Source organism: Pseudomonas sp. KB_12 (assembly GCF_052114545.1).
Taxonomy (GTDB): domain Bacteria; phylum Pseudomonadota; class Gammaproteobacteria; order Pseudomonadales; family Pseudomonadaceae; genus Aquipseudomonas; species Aquipseudomonas brassicacearum.
In genome coordinates, this window is the sequence record NZ_JBFREY010000037.1 from 1 (window position 1) to 18,236 (window position 18,236).

Sequence of the window (18,236 nt, forward strand, 5' to 3'; positions counted from 1 at the left end):
CATTGCTCCGTGGGCCCGCCGCGAAGGGCCATCCATGGCCCAGCGCGGCTATCCCGGCATCCATGCCGGGATGCCCACTCCACAATGCCTGCGTTCGGCCAGCGTGGTTAACGGGGCGCCGAGATCAACGTCCACCGCGAGGCGGCCTAGTAGCCGGCCTGGCTCTTGCGGTCGTACACCCGTCAGATCTGTTTGAGCAGGACCTGTGGGAGCAAAGCTTGCTCGCGATTGCGGTGTGCCAGTCAACATCAAGTCGACTGAACGGACGCTATCGCGAGCAAGCTCGCTCCCACAGTTTGATCTTCAGTGACGGCCCGCTGCGGTGTGTCAAATGGCGCCGTCGGTGCGCAGTTTGGCGATCTGCTGCGCGTCGTAGCCAAGCTCGCCGAGCACTTGTGCGTTGTGTTCACCCAGTGCCGGCCCGACCCATTCGGAGGTGCCCGGGGTGTCGGAGAGTTTCGGTACGATCCCCGGCATCTTGAACGCCTTGCCGTCGGGCAACTTGGCCTGCAGGAACATTTCACGAGCCAGAAACTGCGGGTCGCTGAACATATCTTCGGCGCTGAAGATCCGACTGGCCGGCACCCCGGCCTGGTTCAATTGGTCGATAACGCTATCGAGCGGCAGCGAGTTGACCCAGCGATCGATGACGCCATACAGCTCGTCACGGCGGCTGTCACGGCCGTCGTTGCTGGCCAGTTGCGGGTCATTGGCCAGGTCGTCACGGCCGATGATCTGCATGAAGCGCTTGAAGATCGCGTCGCCGTTGGCGCCAATCTGCACGTGCTTGCCGTCAGAGCTGGTGTGGATGGACGAGGGGGTGATGCCGGGCATGATGTTGCCGGTGCGCTCACGGATGAAGCCGAATACGTCGAACTCCGGCACCATGCTTTCCATCATGGCGAAAATCGCCTCGTACAAGGCCACGTCCACCACTTGCCCGGTTCCGCCATTGATCTCGCGGTGACGCAGGGCCATCAATGCGCCGATCACGCCCCAGAGGGCGGCGATGGAGTCGCCGATGGAAATTCCGGTGCGCACCGGCGGACGGTCCTCGAAGCCGGTGATGTAGCGCAGGCCGCCCATGGACTCGCCTACCGCGCCAAACCCCGGCTGATCTTTCATCGGCCCGGTCTGGCCGAAGCCCGAAAGCCGCACCATCACCAGTTTCGGGTTCAGTGCGTGCAGGACATCCCAGCCCAGGCCGAGCTTTTCCAGTACGCCGGGGCGAAAATTCTCGATCAGGATATCGGCTTCGCCGATCAGTTTTTTCAGGATCGCCAGGCCTTCAGGGTGCTTGAGGTTCAAGGTCAGGGACTTCTTGTTGCGTGCCTGGACGAACCACCACAGCGAGGTGCCTTCGTACAGCTTGCGCCACTTGCGCAGGGGGTCACCGCCGTCGGGCGATTCAACCTTGATGACTTCGGCACCGAATTCGCCGCAGATGCGCGAGGCGAAGGGCCCGGCGATCAAGGTGCCGAGTTCGATGACTTTGACGCCGGCAAGGGGTTTGGCAGTAAGCGACATGACAGATCCTGTAGGACAAAGGCAGAACGAATAGAGCGTTTTATCATAGGCCAAGGCTGGTCGCCGCAGGTTGATGGTCGGCAATTCGTGGATTGCCCGCGTCATCGGTTAGACTTGCCGCCTTTCCTCGTATCAAGAAGCCCGTTCATGGCCCAGCCGTCCACGACCTATAAGTTTGAACTGAACCTCACCGACCTTGACCGCAATGTGTACGAGAGTGTGAAGCAGACCATCGCCCGCCACCCTTCGGAAACCGAAGAGCGCATGACCGTGCGCCTGTTGGCCTACGCGTTCTGGTACAACGAACTGCTGGCGTTTGGTCGTGGTCTGTCAGACGTCGATGAGCCTGCGCTGTGGGAAAAAAGCCTGGATGACCGTGTGCTGCACTGGATCGAAGTCGGCCAGCCGGATGCCGATCGCCTGACCTGGTGCTCGCGCCGGACCGAGCGCACCAGCCTGCTGGCCTATGGCAGCCTGCGGGTCTGGGAAGGCAAGGTGATCCCGGCGGTCAAGAACCTGAAAAACGTCAACATCGCCGCTGTACCCCAGGAAGTGCTCGAAACCCTGGCCCAGGACATGCCGCGGGTGATCAAGTGGGATGTGATGATCAGTGAGGGCACGATTTTCGTGACCGACGACCGTGGCCAGCATGAAGTCCAGCTGCAATGGTTGCTGGGCGAGCGTGGTTGAACCCACCGGGCCCTGTAGGAGCTGCCGAGCGAAGCGAGGCTGCGATCTTTCCCCTGGCGCTTGAGTCTCAAGCGAAAGATCAAAAGATCGCAGCCTTCGGCAGCTCCTACGGGGTCCAGCGTGAGCACGCGCTCTTGTCACAGTCTGCGATTCCTACAAAAAAATAGAGAAACGTCCGTTCCCCATGCGCATAGAACCCCGCCAACTGCCCGATACCCTGCCATTTCTCGGTGACCTGCCGCCCCTGTTGACCCGCCTGTACGCAGCGCGTGGTGTGCAGTCCGAGGCTGAACTGGACAAGAGCCTGGCGCGCTTGATTCCCTTCCAGCAGCTCAAGGGGATCGACGCCGCGGTGGATCTGTTGGTGACGGCGCTGGAGCAACGCCAGCGCATCCTGATCGTGGGCGACTTCGACGCCGATGGCGCGACCGCCAGCACCGTGGGCATGCTCGGGCTGCGCCTGCTCGGTGCGGCCCATGTCGATTACCTGGTGCCCAATCGCTTCGAATATGGCTACGGGCTGACCCCGGAAATCGTCGAAGTCGCCCTGGCCCGCGAACCGCAGTTGCTGATCACCGTGGATAACGGTATTTCCAGCGTGGAAGGCGTGGCGGCGGCGAAAGCGGCGGGGCTCCAGGTGCTGGTCACCGACCACCACTTGCCCGGCCTCGAACTGCCGGCAGCCGATGCCATCGTCAATCCGAACCAGCCGGGCTGCGAGTTCCCGAGCAAGGCCCTGGCCGGTGTCGGGGTGATTTTCTATGTGCTGATGGCCCTGCGGGCGCGTCTGCGCAGCCTGGGCTGGTATGCCAGCACACCCCAACCGAACATTGGCGAATTGCTCGACCTGGTGGCCCTGGGCAGCGTGGCCGACGTGGTGCCCCTGGACGCGAATAACCGGATCCTGGTGCACCAGGGCCTGGAGCGGATTCGCGCCGGACGCGCCCGGCCCGGCATCAAGGCGATCCTGGAAGTGGCCAAGCGCGATGCTTCACGGATTACCTCCACCGACCTCGGCTTTATCCTCGGGCCGCGTCTGAATGCGGCAGGGCGCCTGGACGACATGAGCCTGGGCATCGAATGCCTGCTCACCGACGACCCGGCCCTGGCGCGGGAGATGGCGGCGCAACTGGACGGCATGAACCAGGACCGCAAGTCCATCGAGCAGGGCATGCAGCGCGAAGCCCTGGCCCAGCTCAAGGACCTGCCGGTGGAGTCGATGCCGTTCGGTTTGTGCCTGTTCGATCCGCAGTGGCACCAAGGGGTCATCGGCATTCTCGCCTCGCGGATGAAAGAGCGCTATTTCCGTCCGACCATTGCTTTTGCCGATGCCGGGGACGGCTTGCTCAAGGGCTCGGGTCGCTCGGTGCCGGGTTTTCACATTCGCGATGCGCTGAGCGTGGTGGCGGCGCAGCACCCCACCCTGATCAGCAAGTACGGCGGTCACGCCATGGCGGCGGGGCTGACGCTGCCGGAGGCGAATTTTCCGTTGTTCGCCGAAGCGTTCGACGCGGAAGTGCGCCGGCAGTTGCGCGAAGAAGACCTGACCGGCCGGCTGTTGTCGGATGGCACCCTGGCGGTGGAGGAGTTCCACCTGGAACTGGCCCGGGCACTGCGCCACGCCGGCCCCTGGGGCCAGCATTTTCCTGAGCCGATGTTCCACGGCCTGTTCCAGTTGGTCGAACAGCGCGTGGTGGGCGAACGGCACCTGAAGGTCGTCCTCAAGAGCGAGTGCGGTTCGGTGAAGCTTGATGGCATCGCCTTTGGCATCGACCGCGAGATCTGGCCCAACCCTACTGTGCGCTGGGTGGAGCTGGCCTACAAGCTTGACCTCAACGAGTTCCGCGGTCAGGAAACGGTGCAGTTGATGATTGCCCATATCGAGCCGCGGTAGCCGATCGGCCTTTGTGGCGAGGGAGCTTGCTCCCGTTGGGCCTGTAGGAGCTGGCGAAGCCTGCGATCTTTTGATCTTGATCTTTCGCTCTCGACTCAATTGTCAGTGGAAAGATCGCAGCCTCGTTGCACTCGTCAGCTCCTACACAGCTCCTACTGCGTCCAGCGGGAGCAAGCTCCCTCGCCACAGGGTTTCAGGGGCGCCTTAAGTGAACTGCATTGCGCCACACCGTCGGTTTTTAAGTTCTGAACCCTCCGTCCTTGCGGGTTGTCGACTAGGCTCTAAGCACTGCTTGATAGCCCTTGTGACGTCTTGTCGAGTTTTTTGCCCGCGGGGGCGGGTGTTGCACCTTTTGTCACTCGTCGACTTTTCAAACAGAACCCTGGAGCCTGCCCACTGATTCGAGAGGTGCCCCATGAGTCTGCTGCTGGAACCCTATACCCTTCGCCAATTGACCCTGCCCAATCGCATCGCGGTATCGCCGATGTGCCAGTATTCGAGCACCGATGGCCTGGCCAACGATTGGCACCTGGTGCACTTGGGCAGCCGTGCCGTGGGCGGCGCCGGCCTGGTGTTCACCGAAGCCACCGCTGTTACCGCCGACGGCCGCATCACCGCCCAGGACCTTGGGCTTTGGAACGATGAACAGATCGAGCCGCTACAACGCATCACCCGTTTCATCACCGCTCAGGGGGCAGTGCCGGGCATACAACTGGCCCATGCCGGACGCAAGGCCAGCACCTGGCGACCCTGGCTGGGCAAGCATGGCAGCGTAAAACCGGCGGACGGCGGCTGGGTGCCGGTCGGCCCGTCGCCGATTGCCTTCGACCCACAACACACTCCTCCGGTGCAGTTGGACGAAGGACAGATCGCCGGTGTGATCCAGGCCTTCGTGGATTCGGCCAAGCGCGCCCTCACGGCCGGCTTCAAAGTGGTCGAGGTTCACGCGGCCCATGGTTATCTGCTGCATCAATTCCTCTCGCCCTTGAGCAATCAGCGGCGCGATCAATACGGCGGCTCGTTCGAGAATCGCATCCGCCTGGTGCTACAAGTCACCGAAGCGGTGCGGGCCGTATGGCCTGAAGAACTGCCGGTGTTCGTTCGCGTTTCCGCCACCGACTGGGTCGAGGACGGGTGGAACCCGGACGAAACCGTGGAGCTGGCGCGGCGCTTCAGGGCCCTGGGAGTGGATTTGATCGATGTGTCATCGGGTGGCACGGCCGCCAATGCGGAAATTCCCACCGGCCCGGGTTACCAGACACGCTTTGCCGAGCGGGTGCGCAAGGAGTCGGAAATCGCCACCGGCACTGTCGGCATGATCACCGAACCGGCCCAGGCCGAACACATCCTGCGCACCTGCCAGGCCGATATCATTTTCCTGGCCCGCGAATTGTTGCGCGATCCGTACTGGGCCCTGCATGCCGATGATGACCTGGGTGGTCGCAAGGCCACGTGGCCCGCGCAGTACCAGCGGGCAACGCATCGGGACCAGCCGATTCATGAGTCGGATTTGCGCGATTGAGTGTTTGGTAAAACAAAAAAGCCCCGGTCGTCATTGGCCGGGGCTTTTTGTTTATTGGGCTGGATTGTTCGGTGGTTGTACCGGCCTCATCGCGAGCAAGCTCGCTCCCACAGTGGATTTGTGTTGTTCACACATAACCTGTGGGAGCGAGCCTGCTCGCGATAGGGCCAGCCCAGATACCCGATCCCTATCAGGGATATTTGCGCTTATCCGGCGCCGGCGGGAAGTACTGGTACAACCAGGTCTCGCTCAAGGTGCGGTCCTTGGTACGAATGAACAGGCGCATCTGCACCGGCTCCACACTGTCGTCGGTCGGGTACCAGTCGAAGGTGATGCGGTAGCCCTTGATTGCATCCATCACCAGCACGTTGAAGTCTTTCACTTCACCGTGGGAGCAGGTCACCACCGGTTCGATGCCGGTGCCCGGCGGCAGTTGGTCGAGGCCACCGCCGCTGAAGTCGACGGCAAAGCGACGGGCCCAGACGGTCGGGTAATGCTCGCCCGGTGCCCAGCCTTCGATGAAACCGCCCATGCCTGAGCGGGTGGCGTCGACGTGGGCCAGGTCCGTGCTGACTGGCGGCAGCGCGCTCCAGTAGAGCTTGTAGCCATAGTTCAGCGAGTCGCCGGCGGCCACCGGTTTTTTCGGCGTCCAGAACGCGACAATGTTGTCCAGGGTTTCGCCGGTGGTAGGAATCTCCAGCAGGTCGACCGAGCCTTCGCCCCAGGCCGTCGTCGGTTCGACCCACAGGCTTGGGCGCTTGCTGTACCAGTCCACAGTGTCCTGGTAGCTGGCGAAGTCGTGGTCGGTTTGCACCAGGCCGAAACCTTTCGGGTCCTTGTCGGCGAAGGCGTTGAATTGCAGGGTGGCGGGATTGTTCAACGGCCGGCACACCCATTCGCCGTTGCCGCGCCACATGGCCAGCCGGTCGGAATCGTGGATTTGCGGGTGAATGGTGTCGCACATGCGCCGTTCGACGGTGCCACAGCTGAACATGCTGGTCATGGGCGCGATGCCCAACTGTTCGATGGCAGTACGGGCATTGATGTGCGCGTCGATCTCCATCACTACCCGGGTCGGCTGGCAATCAATGTCAAACCGATAGGCACCGGTGGCGCTGGGGGAGTCGAGCAGGGCGTAGACCACGAAGCGGGTGCTGTTCTTGTCCGGGGTTTCAAACCAGAATTTGGTGAAGTCCGGGAATTCTTCGCGCTTCTTGGCGTAGGTGTCGATGGCCAAACCGCGGGCCGACAGCCCGTATTGGCCGCTGGCATCCACGGCGCGGAAGTAGCTGGCCCCCAGGAACGAAAGGATGTCGTGCCGGTCCAGTTCCGGCGCCTTGAAGACGCGAAAGCCGGCGAAGCCCAGGTCACCCGTCAGTTGCGAGGTGTTGACCGTGGTTTTCTGATAGTTGAACAGCTCGGGGCGGAAGTGCACCTCACGGGCCATGCGCGTCTTCGGGTCGACGCTGTACATGCGCACCGGCTGCTTGAAGCCCATGCCGACGTGGAAGAATTGTGCGTCCAGTTGCCCGTCCAGCTCATTCCACAGCGAGTGATTGACGTCGTACTGGATGGCGTTGAACTGCAGCGGCGACATTTGGGCCAGGGTTTCTGGCAGGACTTGCTTGGTGTCGATATAGCGGCTCTCGGCCAGCCGCCGGGCCTGATCCTTCAAACCGTTGAAGTCGAAAGGACGGGCTTCGCCATCGGCAGTCTGATCGGCGGCCCAGGCGCGTGCGGCCATGAGCCCGGAGGCCGATAGCCCGGTGTAGGCGGCGAAGGCCATGGAGGCCTTGAGCAGATTCCTGCGGTGCATAAATACAACCTTTTCTCGAAACAGTCCCGAGCCGATCCTGGCAACAGCGACTGATAAGGGAGTTCGGACATGCCTTTGGCCAAACGCGACGAACGTTAGAACAGATGCCTGAGAGTTGGATCGGTTCACCGAGGCGCAAAATCATAGGGGAAATACGGGCTTTGAGAGCAAGGAAAGCGTGGCTTGGTCAAATTTTCTTACAGTTATTTCTTTTTTTATGTCGATTCCGACTTTTTTTGACTAATTACTCTAAAACTCCCTTTTCACGCTTTGAATCCTCCCTATTCTTTAGCGTGATAGGCGATCTAACCCGGATTCAGACGGCGCTATCAGGTCAACCTCGACGTAAAGAAGGACAACTCATGACAAAAATACAGGGCATTACCGAAATGCTGGGGATCTTTCCAGGCCTGACCAACCCACGCAGGACACGCCGGCTCAGCCTGGAAGAATTGAGACTGGTCGAGCGCTATCGGGAGTTGTCGGAAAACGACCGTATCGCCATGCGCTACCTAGTGGATGCGATGCGCAGTGTTTCGCGGTTTTGAAGCGTGGCGCAGGTGGGCGGCCGGAGCAGGAACGCCGGCCGACATCACTCCACCGACCAGTCCTGAGGGCGTTCGGTGCGCTGGTGCAGTATCCGCAGCACCTGCAGTTGTCCATGCTTGAGCCGGTAGGGGGCTACGAACGGGTAGCGGGTCAGCACCAGCTCTCGAATATCGGGAGCGACCGAAGGACGGCCCGAGCCGGGAAAGCGTTGCAGTTGGCGCAGTGTCTCGAGGATGGCGCTGATGACGTCATCGGCGTTTTGGTAATGTTCGTGGATCGAGTCGAGGTCACTCTGTGCTTTGTCGGTCAGTACGATGCTCGGCACGTTTTGCCCACTTAGCCTTCACGGCGTCCAGATCGGTCAGGTTTCCAGCGTCGGCATCGGCTATGCCTTCGCTGATGGCTTGCAGATGCCAGGATTCGGCTTCCACATATCGGACCAGTGCACGCTTGAGGTGATATTGACGGTCGCGGTCGGTGGCGGCGGCCAGCAAGTCCAGCTGTTGGGCCAGACCTTCTTCCACACGAAAGGACAAAACGGGCGAGGCCATGGCTGATCTCCAAGGTGTATACGTTGTAGACACCCTAGGGGCTGCCAGGATTTCCGTCAACCGGCGAGCGTGCACCGATCGACGAAAACCTTAGCAGGACGAACGCTGGGCAGGCGTGGGCATGTGTTGCCAAGGTTGTCTTGGTGTCAATGCTTGAACATCACATGCCGCACTACCGTGTAATCCTCCAGCCCATACATGGACATGTCCTTGCCATAGCCGGAACGTTTCTGACCGCCATGGGGCATTTCGCTGACGAGCATGAAGTGCGTGTTCACCCAGGTGCAGCCATATTGCAGGCGTGCCGACAGGCGATGGGCACGGCCAATGTCGGCGGTCCACACCGATGAGGCCAGGCCGTAGTCCGAATCGTTGGCCCAGGCCAGCACTTGTGCTTCGTCGAGGAACTGCGTGACGGACACCACTGGCCCGAAGACTTCCCGGCGGACGATTTCGTCATCCTGCAGAGCGTCGGCCAGCACCGTCGGCTCGAAGAAAAACCCGTTGCCGTCCACGGCCTTGCCGCCGGTGATCAGGCGGATATGCGACTGGGCGATGGCCCGTTCGACGAAACCGGCCACGCGGTCGCGGTGCTGGGCGGTGATCAGTGGGCCCATCTCGGTGTCTGGCGCGGTTTGCAGGCCGTACTTGATGCTGCCCACGGCGGCGCCGAGCTTCTCGACGAACTGCTCGTAAATGCCTTGCTGGGCATAGATGCGGCAGGCAGCGGTGCAGTCCTGGCCGGCGTTGTAGAAACCGAAGGTGCGGATGCCTTCAACCGCCGCGTCAATGTCGGCGTCGTCGAAAATGATCACCGGGGCCTTGCCGCCCAGTTCCATGTGCATGCGTTTGACGCTGTCGGATGTGCTGGAAATGATGTTCGAGCCAGTGGCAATGGAGCCGGTCAGCGACACCATGCGCACCTTCGGGTGGGTGACCAGCGGGTTGCCGACGGTTTGCCCACGACCGAATATCACGTTGAGCACGCCGGCCGGGAAAATTTCCGACGCCAATTCTGCCAGGCGCAGCGCCGTCAGCGGAGTTTGCTCCGATGGCTTGAGCACCACGGTATTGCCGGCAGCCAGGGCCGGGGCGATTTTCCAGGCGACCATCATCAGCGGGTAGTTCCACGGCGCGATGGAGGCGATGACGCCCACCGGGTCGCGGCGGATCATCGAGGTGTGCCCCGGCAGGTATTCGCCGCCTGCCGAACCACTCATGCAGCGGCTGGCGCCGGCAAAGAAGCGGAACACGTCGGCAATCGCCGGGATCTCGTCGTTCAGCGCGGCACTCAAGGGTTTGCCGCAGTTGTCCGACTCCAGTTCCGCCAGTTCTTCGCCGTGGGCTTCGATGGCATCGGCCAGCTTGAGCAGCAACAGGGAACGGTCCTTGGGCGGTACTTGCGACCAGGCCTCGAAGGCGGCATCGGCGGCGCGCACGGCGGCATCGACCTGGGCCTCGCTGGCTTCATTGATCTCCACCAGCACCCGGCCCAGCGATGGGTTGAACACCGCCTGGCCAGGGCCTTCGCCGTTCACCAGATGGCCGTTGATCAGCAGTTTGGTTTGCATGTCCATGTCCTCTTGAATGTTTCCCAAGTCCCCTGTGGGAGCGAGCTTGCTCGCGATAGCGGTGGATCATTCACCCTTTGCAGCGACTGACACGACGCCTTCGCGAGCAAGCTCGCTCCCACAGGATTTCGGTTCTGATTATTTCCCGCCGCTACCGGCCACGCTCTCACCGCCTCGGGTCAGGTAATACGCGCCCAATATCGGCACCATCGTGACCATCATCACCAGCATCGCCACTACGTTGGTCACTGGCACATCGCGAGGGCGGCTGAGTTGGTTGAGCAGCCACAGCGGCAAGGTGCGTTCGTGGCCGGCGGTGAAGGTGGTGACGATGATCTCGTCGAATGACAGCGCAAACGCCAGCATCCCGCCGGCCAGCAGCGCTGACCCCAGGTTGGGCAAGATGATGTAGCGAAAGGTCTGCCAGCCGTCGGCCCCCAGGTCCATCGAAGCCTCGATCAGGCTGTGGGAGGTTCGGCGCAGGCGGGCGATGACGTTGTTGTAGACGATCACCACGCAGAAAGTGGCATGGCCGACGACGATGGTGAACATCCCTGGTTCGATGCCCAAGGTCTTGAAGGTCGCCAGCAGCGCAATGCCGGTGATAATGCCCGGCAAGGCAATCGGCAGGATCAGCATCAGCGAAATGCCTTGCTTGCCGAAGAAATCGCGCCGGTACAGCGCCGCCGAGGCCAGGGTGCCAAGCACCATGGCGATCAGCGTGGCGATGGCCGCGACCTGCAACGACAGCTTGATCGCCTCCAGCACATCCGGGCGCGCGAAGGCGACGCTGAACCACTTCAAGGTCAGGCCCTTGGGCGGGAAGCTGAACGCGGCGTCCTCGGTATTGAAGGCGTAGAGGAAGATGATCAGGATCGGGAAGTGCAGGAACACCAGCCCGCCCCACGCCGCGATCCGCAAGCCCCACGAGGCCCGGTCTTGAGAGTCAGAGTGCATCGAAAGCTCCCAGTCGCTTGACGATGGATAAATACAGGGCGATCAGCACGATGGGCACCAGGGTGAACGCTGCGGCCATGGGCATGTTGCCGATGGCGCCTTGCTGGGCGTAGACCATGCTGCCGACGAAGTAGCCCGGTGGGCCCACCAACTGGGGCACGATGAAATCCCCCAGGGTCAGCGAGAAGGTGAAGATCGAGCCGGCGGCGATGCCGGGGATCGACAGCGGCAGGATCACCTGCATGAACGTCTGGTGTGGCCTGGCGCCCAGGTCGGCCGAAGCTTGCAGCAGCGATGGCGGCAGACGCTCCAGGGACGCCTGGATCGGCAGGATCATGAACGGCAGCCAGATGTAGACGAACACCAGAAAACGCCCCAGGTGTGAGGTGGACAAGGTGCTGCCACCCACGCCGGGAATCCCCAGCACGAACTGCAACACCGGCCCCAGGCCCAGGTGCTGGACGAACCATTGCGCCACGCCACCCTTGGCCAGCAGCAGCGTCCAGGCATAGGCCTTGACGATATAGCTGGCCCACATCGGCAGCATCACCGCGATGTAGAAAAACGCCTTGGTCTTGCCGCTGGTGTAGCGCGCCATGTAGTAGGCAATCGGGAACGCGACGATGGCGCTGGCGATGGACACCGCTATCGCCACGCTCAGGGTGCGCAAAATGATGTCGAAGTTCGACGGCTGGAACAGCGCCGCGAAATTCGCCAGGGTCAGGTCCGGCGTGACCGCCATGGTGAAGTCGTCGAAGGTGTAGAAACCTTGCCAGAGCAAGGTCAGCAGCGAGCCCAGGTAGATTGCGCCGAACCAGATCAGCGGCGGCACCAGCAACATCGACAGGTACAGGTTGGGGCGCCGGTACAGCAGGTTGGAAAAACGTCGCAACGGTGAACCGGGCGTGGGCGTTTGAGCGATGGCCAGGGTGTTCATCTCACACCTCGCCACTGACGGTGTCGTGCAGCGCGACCATCGCCTCCCGCGCCCAGCGTACGCTCAGGTGCTGGCCGGTCTGGTGCTGGGCGGTGTTGTCGAGCCACTGGGTGTTGGCCTGGCTGAGGTTCAGGGTCTGGCCGTTGGCAAGCTTCAACTCGTAGCGCGTGGCACTGCCCTGGTACTGGATGTCGTGCAGCAGGCCGTGGACTTCGATCTCACCACTGGCCAACGGACCCTCGGCGAAACGCACGTGTTCCGGGCGAATCGAGAACGGCTGTGGATAACCGCTCAGTTCCCGGGCCAGCTCGCCACGGATCACGTTGGACGTGCCGACGAATTCGGCGACGAAGGTGGTCGCCGGTTTCATGTACAGGTTGCGTGGGGTATCGACCTGTTCGATGCGGCCCTTGTTGAACACCGCCACGCGGTCGGACATCGACAGTGCTTCGGTCTGGTCGTGGGTGACGAAAATGAAGGTGATGCCCAGTTGGCGTTGCAGCTTCTTCAACTCGCCCTGCATCTGTTCGCGCAGCTTCAAGTCGAGGGCGCCCAAGGGTTCATCGAGCAGCAACACCCGCGGGCGATTGACCAACGCGCGGGCCAGGGCCACGCGTTGGCGCTGGCCGCCGGAAAGCTGCACCGGCTTGCGTTCGCCGTAGCCGCCCAGGGCAACCATCTCCAGCGCTTCGTCGGCGCGCTTGATGCGCTCGGCCTTGGCGACGCCTTTGACTTTCAGGCCGTAGGCCACGTTGTCGCGCACGTTCATATGGGGGAAAAGGGCGTAATCCTGGAACACCGTGTTGACGTCCCGTTGGTACGGCGCAAGCCCGGTGGCCTCTTCGCCATGGATGCGGATCGAGCCGGCACTGGGTTGTTCGAACCCGGCGATCAGTCGCAGGCAGGTAGTCTTGCCCGAACCGGACGGGCCCAGCATGGAAAAGAACTCGCCGTCCTGGATGTCGATGCAAACCCGGTCAACGGCTTTCACATCGCCGAACTGACGGGATACCTGGGTGAATTGGACTGCAAGCGTCATGGTGCGGGGCTCCAAAAAGCGGGACTGCTGTTGAATCGTTGCTGGGTTGCCGTGCACCAAACCTGTGGTAGCAGTGCTGTGGGAGCAAAGCTTGCTCGCGATACAGGCGCCTCGGCTCCCCGAGATACCGCGTCATCTTCATCGCGGGCAAGCCTTGCTCCCACACAAGAGCGGTGCTCAGCTCCAGTTTTTCGCCGACTGAGGCCTTACCGCCCGCCCATGATCGCAATGTAGTCCTGGGTCCAGCGGCTGTACGGCACGAACTTGCCGCCCTCGGCCTGTGGGGTTTTCCAGAAGGCGATCTTGTCGAACTGATCGAAACCGTTGGTCTTGCAGCCCTCGGCGCCCAGCAGTTCGCTGCCCTTGCACGCCGCCGGCACCGCCGGCAACGAGCCGAACCACGCGGCGACGTCACCCTGGACTTTCGGTTGCAGCGACCAGTCCATCCACTTGTACGCGCAGTTGGGGTGTTTGGCCTCGGCGTGCAACATCGTAGTGTCGGCCCAACCGGTGGCGCCTTCCTTCGGAATGGTCGAGGCGATCGGTTGCTTCTCGTTCATCAGGCCGTTGACCTGATACGGCCAGGCGCCGGATGCCACCACGCCTTCGTTCTTGAAATCGCTCATCTGCACGGTGGTGTCGTGCCAGTAGCGGTGGATCAGCGGCTGCTGGGCCCGCAGCAATTCCAACACTGCCTTGTACTGGGCTTCGTCGAGTTGGTACGGGTCCTTGATGCCCAGCTCAGGCTTGGCGGTCTTGAGGTACAGCGCCGCGTCGGCGATGTAGATCGGGCCATCGTAGGCTTGCACGCGGCCTTTGTTCGGCTTGCCGTCGGGCAGGTTCTGAGCGCTGAACAGCACGCTCCAACTGGTGGGCGCCTGCTTGAACACGTCGGTGTTGTACATCAGCACGTTTGGGCCCCACTGGTACGGGGTGCCGTAGGTCTGCTGGTTGACCACGTACCACGGTGCATCCTTGAGGCGCGGGTCGAGGTTTTTCCAGTTGGGGATCAGCGCGGTGTTGATCGGCTGCACGCGCTTGCCGGCAATCAGCCGCAACGAGGCGTCGCCCGAGGCGGTGACCAGGTCGTAGCCACCCTTGGTCATCAGGCTGACCATTTCGTCGGAGGTAGCGGCAGTTTTCACATTGACCTTGCAACCGGTTTCCTTCTCGAAACCGGTGACCCAATCGTAGGCCTTGTCGCTTTCGCCGCGCTCGATGTAACCCGGCCAGGCGACGATATCCAGTTGGCCCTCGCCGGCGCCGACGGCCTTGATAGGTTCGGCGGCCTGGAGGCTGACGCTGGTCAGCAGCGCCGTGGTGATTGCACTGAGCAATACGGTCTTGTGCGCGTACATGGAAATCCCTCTTGCTTTAATTATGGTCGGGGCAGTGTTCGAACAGGGTGAAGCGCCATGGGTGGCCTGTTATTAGAGTAGTGCTGTTATCTAGAGATGCTGGCCGTGGCGGGCCATGATGTGGCGCACCACGCTGTAGTCCTGGAGCGAATCGCTGGACAGGTCTTTGCCGTAGCCCGAACGTTTCAGGCCGCCGTGGGGCATTTCGCTGACCAGCATGAAATGGCTGTTGATCCAGGTGCAGCCGTATTGCAGGCGCGCCGCCACTTGCATGGCCTTGTCGAGGTTCTGGGTCCATACCGAGGACGCCAGGCCATATTCGGAGTCGTTGGCCCAGTCCACCGCCTGGCTGAGTTCGTCGAAGCGGGTCACGGTGACGACCGGGCCGAATACTTCGCGCTGGACGATTTCATCGCTTTGCTTGCAGCCGGCCAGCAGCGTGGGCTGGTAGTAGAAGCCGGCACCGGAATGCACCGCCGCGCCGGTAATGCGTTCGATGTGTGGTTGGCCGAGGGCACGCTCGACAAAACTGGCCACGCGGTCGCGCTGGCGAGTGCTGATCAGCGGGCCGATCTCATTGTCGGCGTCGCGCTTGCCGGCAAAGCGCAGGCTGCTGACCGCCGCGCCGAGTTCGGCCACCAGACGGTCGTGAATCCCGTCCTGGGCGTAGATCCGGCAGGCCGCGGTGCAATCCTGCCCAGCGTTGTAATAACCGTAGGTGCGCACGCCTTCGACCACGGCCTGGATGTCGGCGTCGTTGCACACGATCACCGGCGCCTTGCCGCCCAGCTCCAGGTGCGTGCGCTTGAGGGTTTTCGCTGCTGCCTGGAGGATCTTCTGTCCGGTGACGATATCGCCGGTCAGCGAGACCATGCGCACCTTGGGATGGCTGACCAGATGGCTGCCCACACCTTCGCCGCCCCCGCAGAGGATGTTGATGACGCCTCGTGGCAGGATCTGGGCCAGTGTTGGCGCCAGGGCCAGGATCGACAGCGGTGTGTGTTCCGACGGCTTGAACACCAGCGTATTGCCGGCGGCCAGGGCCGGGGCGATTTTCCACGCGGCCATCATGATTGGGTAGTTCCACGGTGCAATGGACGCCACCACGCCAATCGGGTCGCGGCGCACCATGCTGGTGTAGCCGGGCAGGTATTCGCCACTGAGCTGGCCGGTCTGGCAGCGCACGGCGCCAGCGAAGAAACGGAATACATCCACCGTCGCACTGAGGTCGTCCTGACGCGCCAGGTGCAGCGGCTTGCCGCAGTTCAGGGATTCGAGGCGGGCCAGCTCATCGGCGTTCCTTTCGATGGCGCTGGCGATGTCCAGCAGCAGGTTCGAGCGTTGTTGCGGCGTGGTGCGCGACCAGCCGTCGAAGGCCTGGTGGGCGGCGAGGATCGCAGCTTCGACCTGCTCGGTACTGGCCTCGGCGATGTGAGCCACTACTTCACCGGTGGCCGGGTTGAGAATCGGCTCGACGATGCCTGCACCGGGAACCAGCTCCCCATCGATCAGCAACGCGGTGCACAACGGGGTTTGCGTACCAGCCATTTTTATAGGTCTCAGTTGAAACAAAGAACCTGTGGGAGCGAGCTTGCTCGCGATAGCGGTCTGTCAGTCGAATCAATGTTGCCTGACCCACCGCTATCGCGAGCAAGCACAGCTCCCACAGGAAGGGGGCGCGTAGTCAGATTAGTGCTCAGCCACAAGGCCGACAAATTCGAAATACTCAAGGCTGCGTTCGATTAAATAGATGGCTTGCGCCCGCCATGGAGCTGTTCCCGGGCGACCGCCAGGAACGGGTCGACCGACGCCGGTCGCGCCGTGCCTCGGCGCCAGGCCAGGCCGACGTCAAGGGTCTGGTTGAGGTCGGCAATCGGTCGTGCTTCGATGATGTCGCCTTCCAGCGACCATGGACGGTAGGTCATGTCCGGCTGGATCGACACGCCCAATCCCGCCGCCACCAGGCTGCGCACCGCTTCGGTCGAGGCCGTGCGCAGGGTTATCTTCGGTTGCAGGCCGGCACCGCGCCACAGACGCTGGGCGTTGCGGTCCATTTCATCGACGTTCAGTTGGATCAGCGGTTCGCGGGCCACATCGGCCAGGTTGATGCTGTCGTGTTCCAGCAGTGGGTGCTGCGCCGGCAGCCACAAACGGTGTGGTGAGTGCGTCAGGACTTCGGTCTGCAGGGCGTGGCGGTCTTCCAGGTTGGACAGGATCAACACCCCGACGTCGATTTCGCCGCTGACCAGCAAATGCTCGATGTACGGGCGTTCGTCCTCCATCACGCGGATTTCCACGTTTGGATAGGCGCGCTGGAAACGGGTCAGCAGGTCAGCCAGGTAATAGCCGGCGACCAGGCTGGTAACGCCAATGGTGACTTGGCCGGCGATCTGGTCGGTGCTCTGTTGCAGGCTGCGCTTGGCGTTGTCGACGGTGGCCAGGATCAAATGGGCCTGGCGCAGGAATTGATGACCCTGGTGGGTCAGGGTCATGCCCTTGGCGTGGCGGTTGAACAGGCTGACGCCGATTTCCTGCTCCAGTTGCTGGATGGCCAGGGTCAGGGTGGATTGGGAAATGAACGCCGTTTGCGCAGCGGCGGAGATCGAGCCGGTTTCGGCCACGGCGATGAAATGGCGGATCTGGCGCAGGGTCATCATGGTCGAATACCCGGTGGGCGGTTTTATCAATGTGCTGGAGTGTATATCGTTTTTTTAGAAGGATAGGTGAGTGCGTCTTTGAATGAGCCAGGCAACATCTGGAAGCAATCTCGCCGCAGGCGCCGGGGCACTTTCGATCTAGGCTGGTGGCCTTACGTTGACCCGAAATGTGGAGACGACAAATGAACACCCGTGGATTGCTCGATCAGCTTCTCAAGTCCGGCCAGGAAATGTTGCAGAACAAGGCTGGCGGGTCCCAAGGCAAGTCGTCTGGCGGTCTGGGCGGATTGCTCGGCGGCTCCGGCAACCTGGGCGGGATGCTTTCCGGCGCGGGCGGCGGGGCACTGGCCGCCGGGGCCATGGGCCTGTTGCTGGGCAACAAGAAAGCCCGAAGTTTCGGCGGCAAGGCCCTGGCCTATGGTGGGCTCGCGGCCTTGGGCGTGATCGCCTACAAGGCCTATGGCAACTGGCAGGCCCAGCAAGGCACCGCGCCGAAAACCGAACCGCAGACCCTCGACCGTGTACCCCCGGCGCAGGTCGAGCAGCACAGCCAGGCGATCCTCAAGGCGCTGGTGGCGGCGGCCAAGGCCGACGGCCATGTGGACGAGCGTGAGCGGCAGTTGATCGAAGGCGAGTTCACCAAGCTCGACAACGACCAGGAACTGCAACACTGGCTGCACGCCGAACTGAACAAGCCCCTGGACCCCACCGACGTCGCCCGCGCCGCCAGCACCCCGGAAATGGCGGCAGAAATGTACATCGCCAGCGTGATGCTGGTGGACGAGGAAAACTTCATGGAGAAATCCTACCTCGATGAACTGGCGCGCCAACTCAAGCTGGAGCCGGGGCTGAAGGTGGAGTTGGAGAAACAGGTACGTCAGGCGACTGTATAGAACAGTCCCAACCACAGTCCCCTGTGGGAGCGAGCTTGCTCGCGAAGGTGCCCGGCCAGTCACAGCTGCGTTGCCTGACACCCCGCTATCGCGAGCAAGCTCGCTCCCACAGTGGTTTTGTGGTGTTTGGTAATCCTGTGTCCAACGCATTTCCTGTGGGAGCGAGCTTGCTCGCGATGGGGCCCGGTCAGTCACAGTGTTTTTGACTGATGCACCGCTATCGCGAGCAAGCTCGCTCCCACAGCTCAAAAATCCCCTCACACCGCCATACAGGC

The 18,236-nt window shown here is 62.1% G+C and carries 16 protein-coding genes; 5 read left to right on the forward strand and 11 right to left on the reverse strand.

The annotated features are described in order from the left end of the window. Positions 1-327 precede the first annotated feature (327 nt). On the reverse strand, positions 328-1,527 hold the full coding sequence (locus tag AB4Z20_RS23780) for a CaiB/BaiF CoA transferase family protein (RefSeq protein ID WP_253471803.1): 1,200 nt from the start codon (positions 1,525-1,527) through the stop codon (positions 328-330). Positions 1,528-1,674: 147 nt separating this feature from the next. On the opposite strand from AB4Z20_RS23780, the gene AB4Z20_RS23785 reads away from it, so the two are divergent. The 3 genes from AB4Z20_RS23785 (at position 1,675) to AB4Z20_RS23795 (ending at position 5,633) form a co-directional block, all read left to right on the forward strand. After that, the gene (locus tag AB4Z20_RS23785) at positions 1,675-2,217 is read left to right on the forward strand and encodes a YaeQ family protein (RefSeq protein ID WP_018611098.1); all 543 of its coding nucleotides are present in this window, start codon (positions 1,675-1,677) and stop codon (positions 2,215-2,217) included. Positions 2,218-2,401: 184 nt separating this feature from the next. After that, positions 2,402-4,111 carry a single-stranded-DNA-specific exonuclease RecJ gene (recJ, locus tag AB4Z20_RS23790; protein ID WP_018611096.1) on the forward strand — a complete coding sequence of 570 codons (1,710 nt, stop codon included), beginning with the start codon at positions 2,402-2,404 and terminating at the stop codon, positions 4,109-4,111. Positions 4,112-4,526: 415 nt separating this feature from the next. Then, positions 4,527-5,633 carry an NADH:flavin oxidoreductase/NADH oxidase gene (locus AB4Z20_RS23795; RefSeq protein WP_214511341.1) on the forward strand — a complete coding sequence of 369 codons (1,107 nt, stop codon included), beginning with the start codon at positions 4,527-4,529 and terminating at the stop codon, positions 5,631-5,633. A gap of 190 nt (positions 5,634-5,823) precedes the next feature. Here AB4Z20_RS23795 and AB4Z20_RS23800 read toward each other — a convergent pair whose 3' ends face one another. Next, positions 5,824-7,449 (reverse strand): glucan biosynthesis protein D, encoded by a 1,626-nt coding sequence (locus tag AB4Z20_RS23800; RefSeq protein ID WP_253471805.1) that lies wholly within the window; start codon positions 7,447-7,449, stop codon positions 5,824-5,826. Between the two features lie 362 nt (positions 7,450-7,811). Between AB4Z20_RS23800 and AB4Z20_RS23805 the strand changes: the two genes are divergently transcribed. Then, positions 7,812-7,997, forward strand: coding sequence for a hypothetical protein (locus AB4Z20_RS23805; protein ID WP_003198116.1), 186 nt, complete (start codon positions 7,812-7,814; stop codon positions 7,995-7,997). A 44-nt stretch (positions 7,998-8,041) separates the two neighbouring features. On the opposite strand, the gene AB4Z20_RS23810 is transcribed toward AB4Z20_RS23805, so the two are convergent. The 9 genes from AB4Z20_RS23810 to AB4Z20_RS23850 form a co-directional block, all read right to left on the reverse strand. After that, entirely contained in the window at positions 8,042-8,323 is a 282-nt protein-coding gene (locus AB4Z20_RS23810; RefSeq protein WP_442090693.1) for a type II toxin-antitoxin system RelE/ParE family toxin, read from the reverse strand. Then, positions 8,286-8,549 carry a CopG family ribbon-helix-helix protein gene (locus AB4Z20_RS23815; protein ID WP_003198119.1) on the reverse strand — a complete coding sequence of 88 codons (264 nt, stop codon included), beginning with the start codon at positions 8,547-8,549 and terminating at the stop codon, positions 8,286-8,288. The genes AB4Z20_RS23810 and AB4Z20_RS23815 overlap by 38 nt, the downstream gene beginning before the upstream one ends. 146 nt (positions 8,550-8,695) lie before the next feature. Beyond that, positions 8,696-10,120 carry a gamma-aminobutyraldehyde dehydrogenase gene (locus tag AB4Z20_RS23820; protein ID WP_253471809.1) on the reverse strand — a complete coding sequence of 475 codons (1,425 nt, stop codon included), beginning with the start codon at positions 10,118-10,120 and terminating at the stop codon, positions 8,696-8,698. Between the two features lie 138 nt (positions 10,121-10,258). Then, on the reverse strand, positions 10,259-11,077 hold the full coding sequence (locus AB4Z20_RS23825; protein ID WP_018611084.1) for an ABC transporter permease: 819 nt from the start codon (positions 11,075-11,077) through the stop codon (positions 10,259-10,261). Then, positions 11,067-12,014, reverse strand: a complete 948-nt coding sequence (locus tag AB4Z20_RS23830; RefSeq protein ID WP_442090694.1) for an ABC transporter permease — start codon at positions 12,012-12,014, stop codon at positions 11,067-11,069. Before AB4Z20_RS23830 ends, AB4Z20_RS23825 begins: the two co-directional genes overlap by 11 nt. A gap of 1 nt (position 12,015) precedes the next feature. Next, a complete protein-coding gene (locus AB4Z20_RS23835; RefSeq protein WP_014336742.1) occupies positions 12,016-13,053 on the reverse strand; it encodes an ABC transporter ATP-binding protein in 1,038 nt (345 codons plus the stop codon). 206 nt (positions 13,054-13,259) lie between these two features. After that, positions 13,260-14,411: a putative ABC transporter substrate-binding protein YdcS gene (gene ydcS / locus AB4Z20_RS23840; protein WP_253471811.1), complete on the reverse strand. Its 1,152-nt coding sequence runs from the start codon at positions 14,409-14,411 to the stop codon at positions 13,260-13,262. 90 nt (positions 14,412-14,501) lie between these two features. Beyond that, a complete protein-coding gene (locus AB4Z20_RS23845) occupies positions 14,502-15,959 on the reverse strand; it encodes a gamma-aminobutyraldehyde dehydrogenase (protein ID WP_320389962.1) in 1,458 nt (485 codons plus the stop codon). A gap of 194 nt (positions 15,960-16,153) precedes the next feature. Next, the gene (locus tag AB4Z20_RS23850; RefSeq protein WP_320389963.1) at positions 16,154-17,068 is read right to left on the reverse strand and encodes a LysR family transcriptional regulator; all 915 of its coding nucleotides are present in this window, start codon (positions 17,066-17,068) and stop codon (positions 16,154-16,156) included. A 182-nt stretch (positions 17,069-17,250) separates the two neighbouring features. On the opposite strand from AB4Z20_RS23850, the gene AB4Z20_RS23855 reads away from it, so the two are divergent. Further along, a complete protein-coding gene (locus AB4Z20_RS23855) occupies positions 17,251-17,961 on the forward strand; it encodes a tellurite resistance TerB family protein (protein WP_003198134.1) in 711 nt (236 codons plus the stop codon). Positions 17,962-18,236 lie beyond the last annotated feature (275 nt).

What these genes read in the sequence shown, in the direction of transcription:
- AB4Z20_RS23805 (WP_003198116.1), top strand. Translation starts at nt 7,812, where the DNA reads ATGACAAAAATACAGGGCATTACCGAAATGCTGGGGATCTTTCCAGGC.
- AB4Z20_RS23830 (WP_442090694.1), bottom strand. Translation starts at nt 12,014, where the DNA reads ATGAACACCCTGGCCATCGCTCAAACGCCCACGCCCGGTTCACCGTTG.
- AB4Z20_RS23815 (WP_003198119.1), bottom strand. Translation starts at nt 8,549, where the DNA reads ATGGCCTCGCCCGTTTTGTCCTTTCGTGTGGAAGAAGGTCTGGCCCAA.
- AB4Z20_RS23845 (WP_320389962.1), bottom strand. Translation starts at nt 15,959, where the DNA reads ATGGCTGGTACGCAAACCCCGTTGTGCACCGCGTTGCTGATCGATGGG.
- AB4Z20_RS23785 (WP_018611098.1), top strand. Translation starts at nt 1,675, where the DNA reads ATGGCCCAGCCGTCCACGACCTATAAGTTTGAACTGAACCTCACCGAC.
- AB4Z20_RS23855 (WP_003198134.1), top strand. Translation starts at nt 17,251, where the DNA reads ATGAACACCCGTGGATTGCTCGATCAGCTTCTCAAGTCCGGCCAGGAA.
- AB4Z20_RS23800 (WP_253471805.1), bottom strand. Translation starts at nt 7,449, where the DNA reads ATGCACCGCAGGAATCTGCTCAAGGCCTCCATGGCCTTCGCCGCCTAC.
- AB4Z20_RS23850 (WP_320389963.1), bottom strand. Translation starts at nt 17,068, where the DNA reads ATGATGACCCTGCGCCAGATCCGCCATTTCATCGCCGTGGCCGAAACC.
- ydcS (WP_253471811.1), bottom strand. Translation starts at nt 14,411, where the DNA reads ATGTACGCGCACAAGACCGTATTGCTCAGTGCAATCACCACGGCGCTG.
- AB4Z20_RS23835 (WP_014336742.1), bottom strand. Translation starts at nt 13,053, where the DNA reads ATGACGCTTGCAGTCCAATTCACCCAGGTATCCCGTCAGTTCGGCGAT.
- AB4Z20_RS23820 (WP_253471809.1), bottom strand. Translation starts at nt 10,120, where the DNA reads ATGCAAACCAAACTGCTGATCAACGGCCATCTGGTGAACGGCGAAGGC.
- recJ (WP_018611096.1), top strand. Translation starts at nt 2,402, where the DNA reads ATGCGCATAGAACCCCGCCAACTGCCCGATACCCTGCCATTTCTCGGT.
- AB4Z20_RS23795 (WP_214511341.1), top strand. Translation starts at nt 4,527, where the DNA reads ATGAGTCTGCTGCTGGAACCCTATACCCTTCGCCAATTGACCCTGCCC.
- AB4Z20_RS23780 (WP_253471803.1), bottom strand. Translation starts at nt 1,527, where the DNA reads ATGTCGCTTACTGCCAAACCCCTTGCCGGCGTCAAAGTCATCGAACTC.
- AB4Z20_RS23825 (WP_018611084.1), bottom strand. Translation starts at nt 11,077, where the DNA reads ATGCACTCTGACTCTCAAGACCGGGCCTCGTGGGGCTTGCGGATCGCG.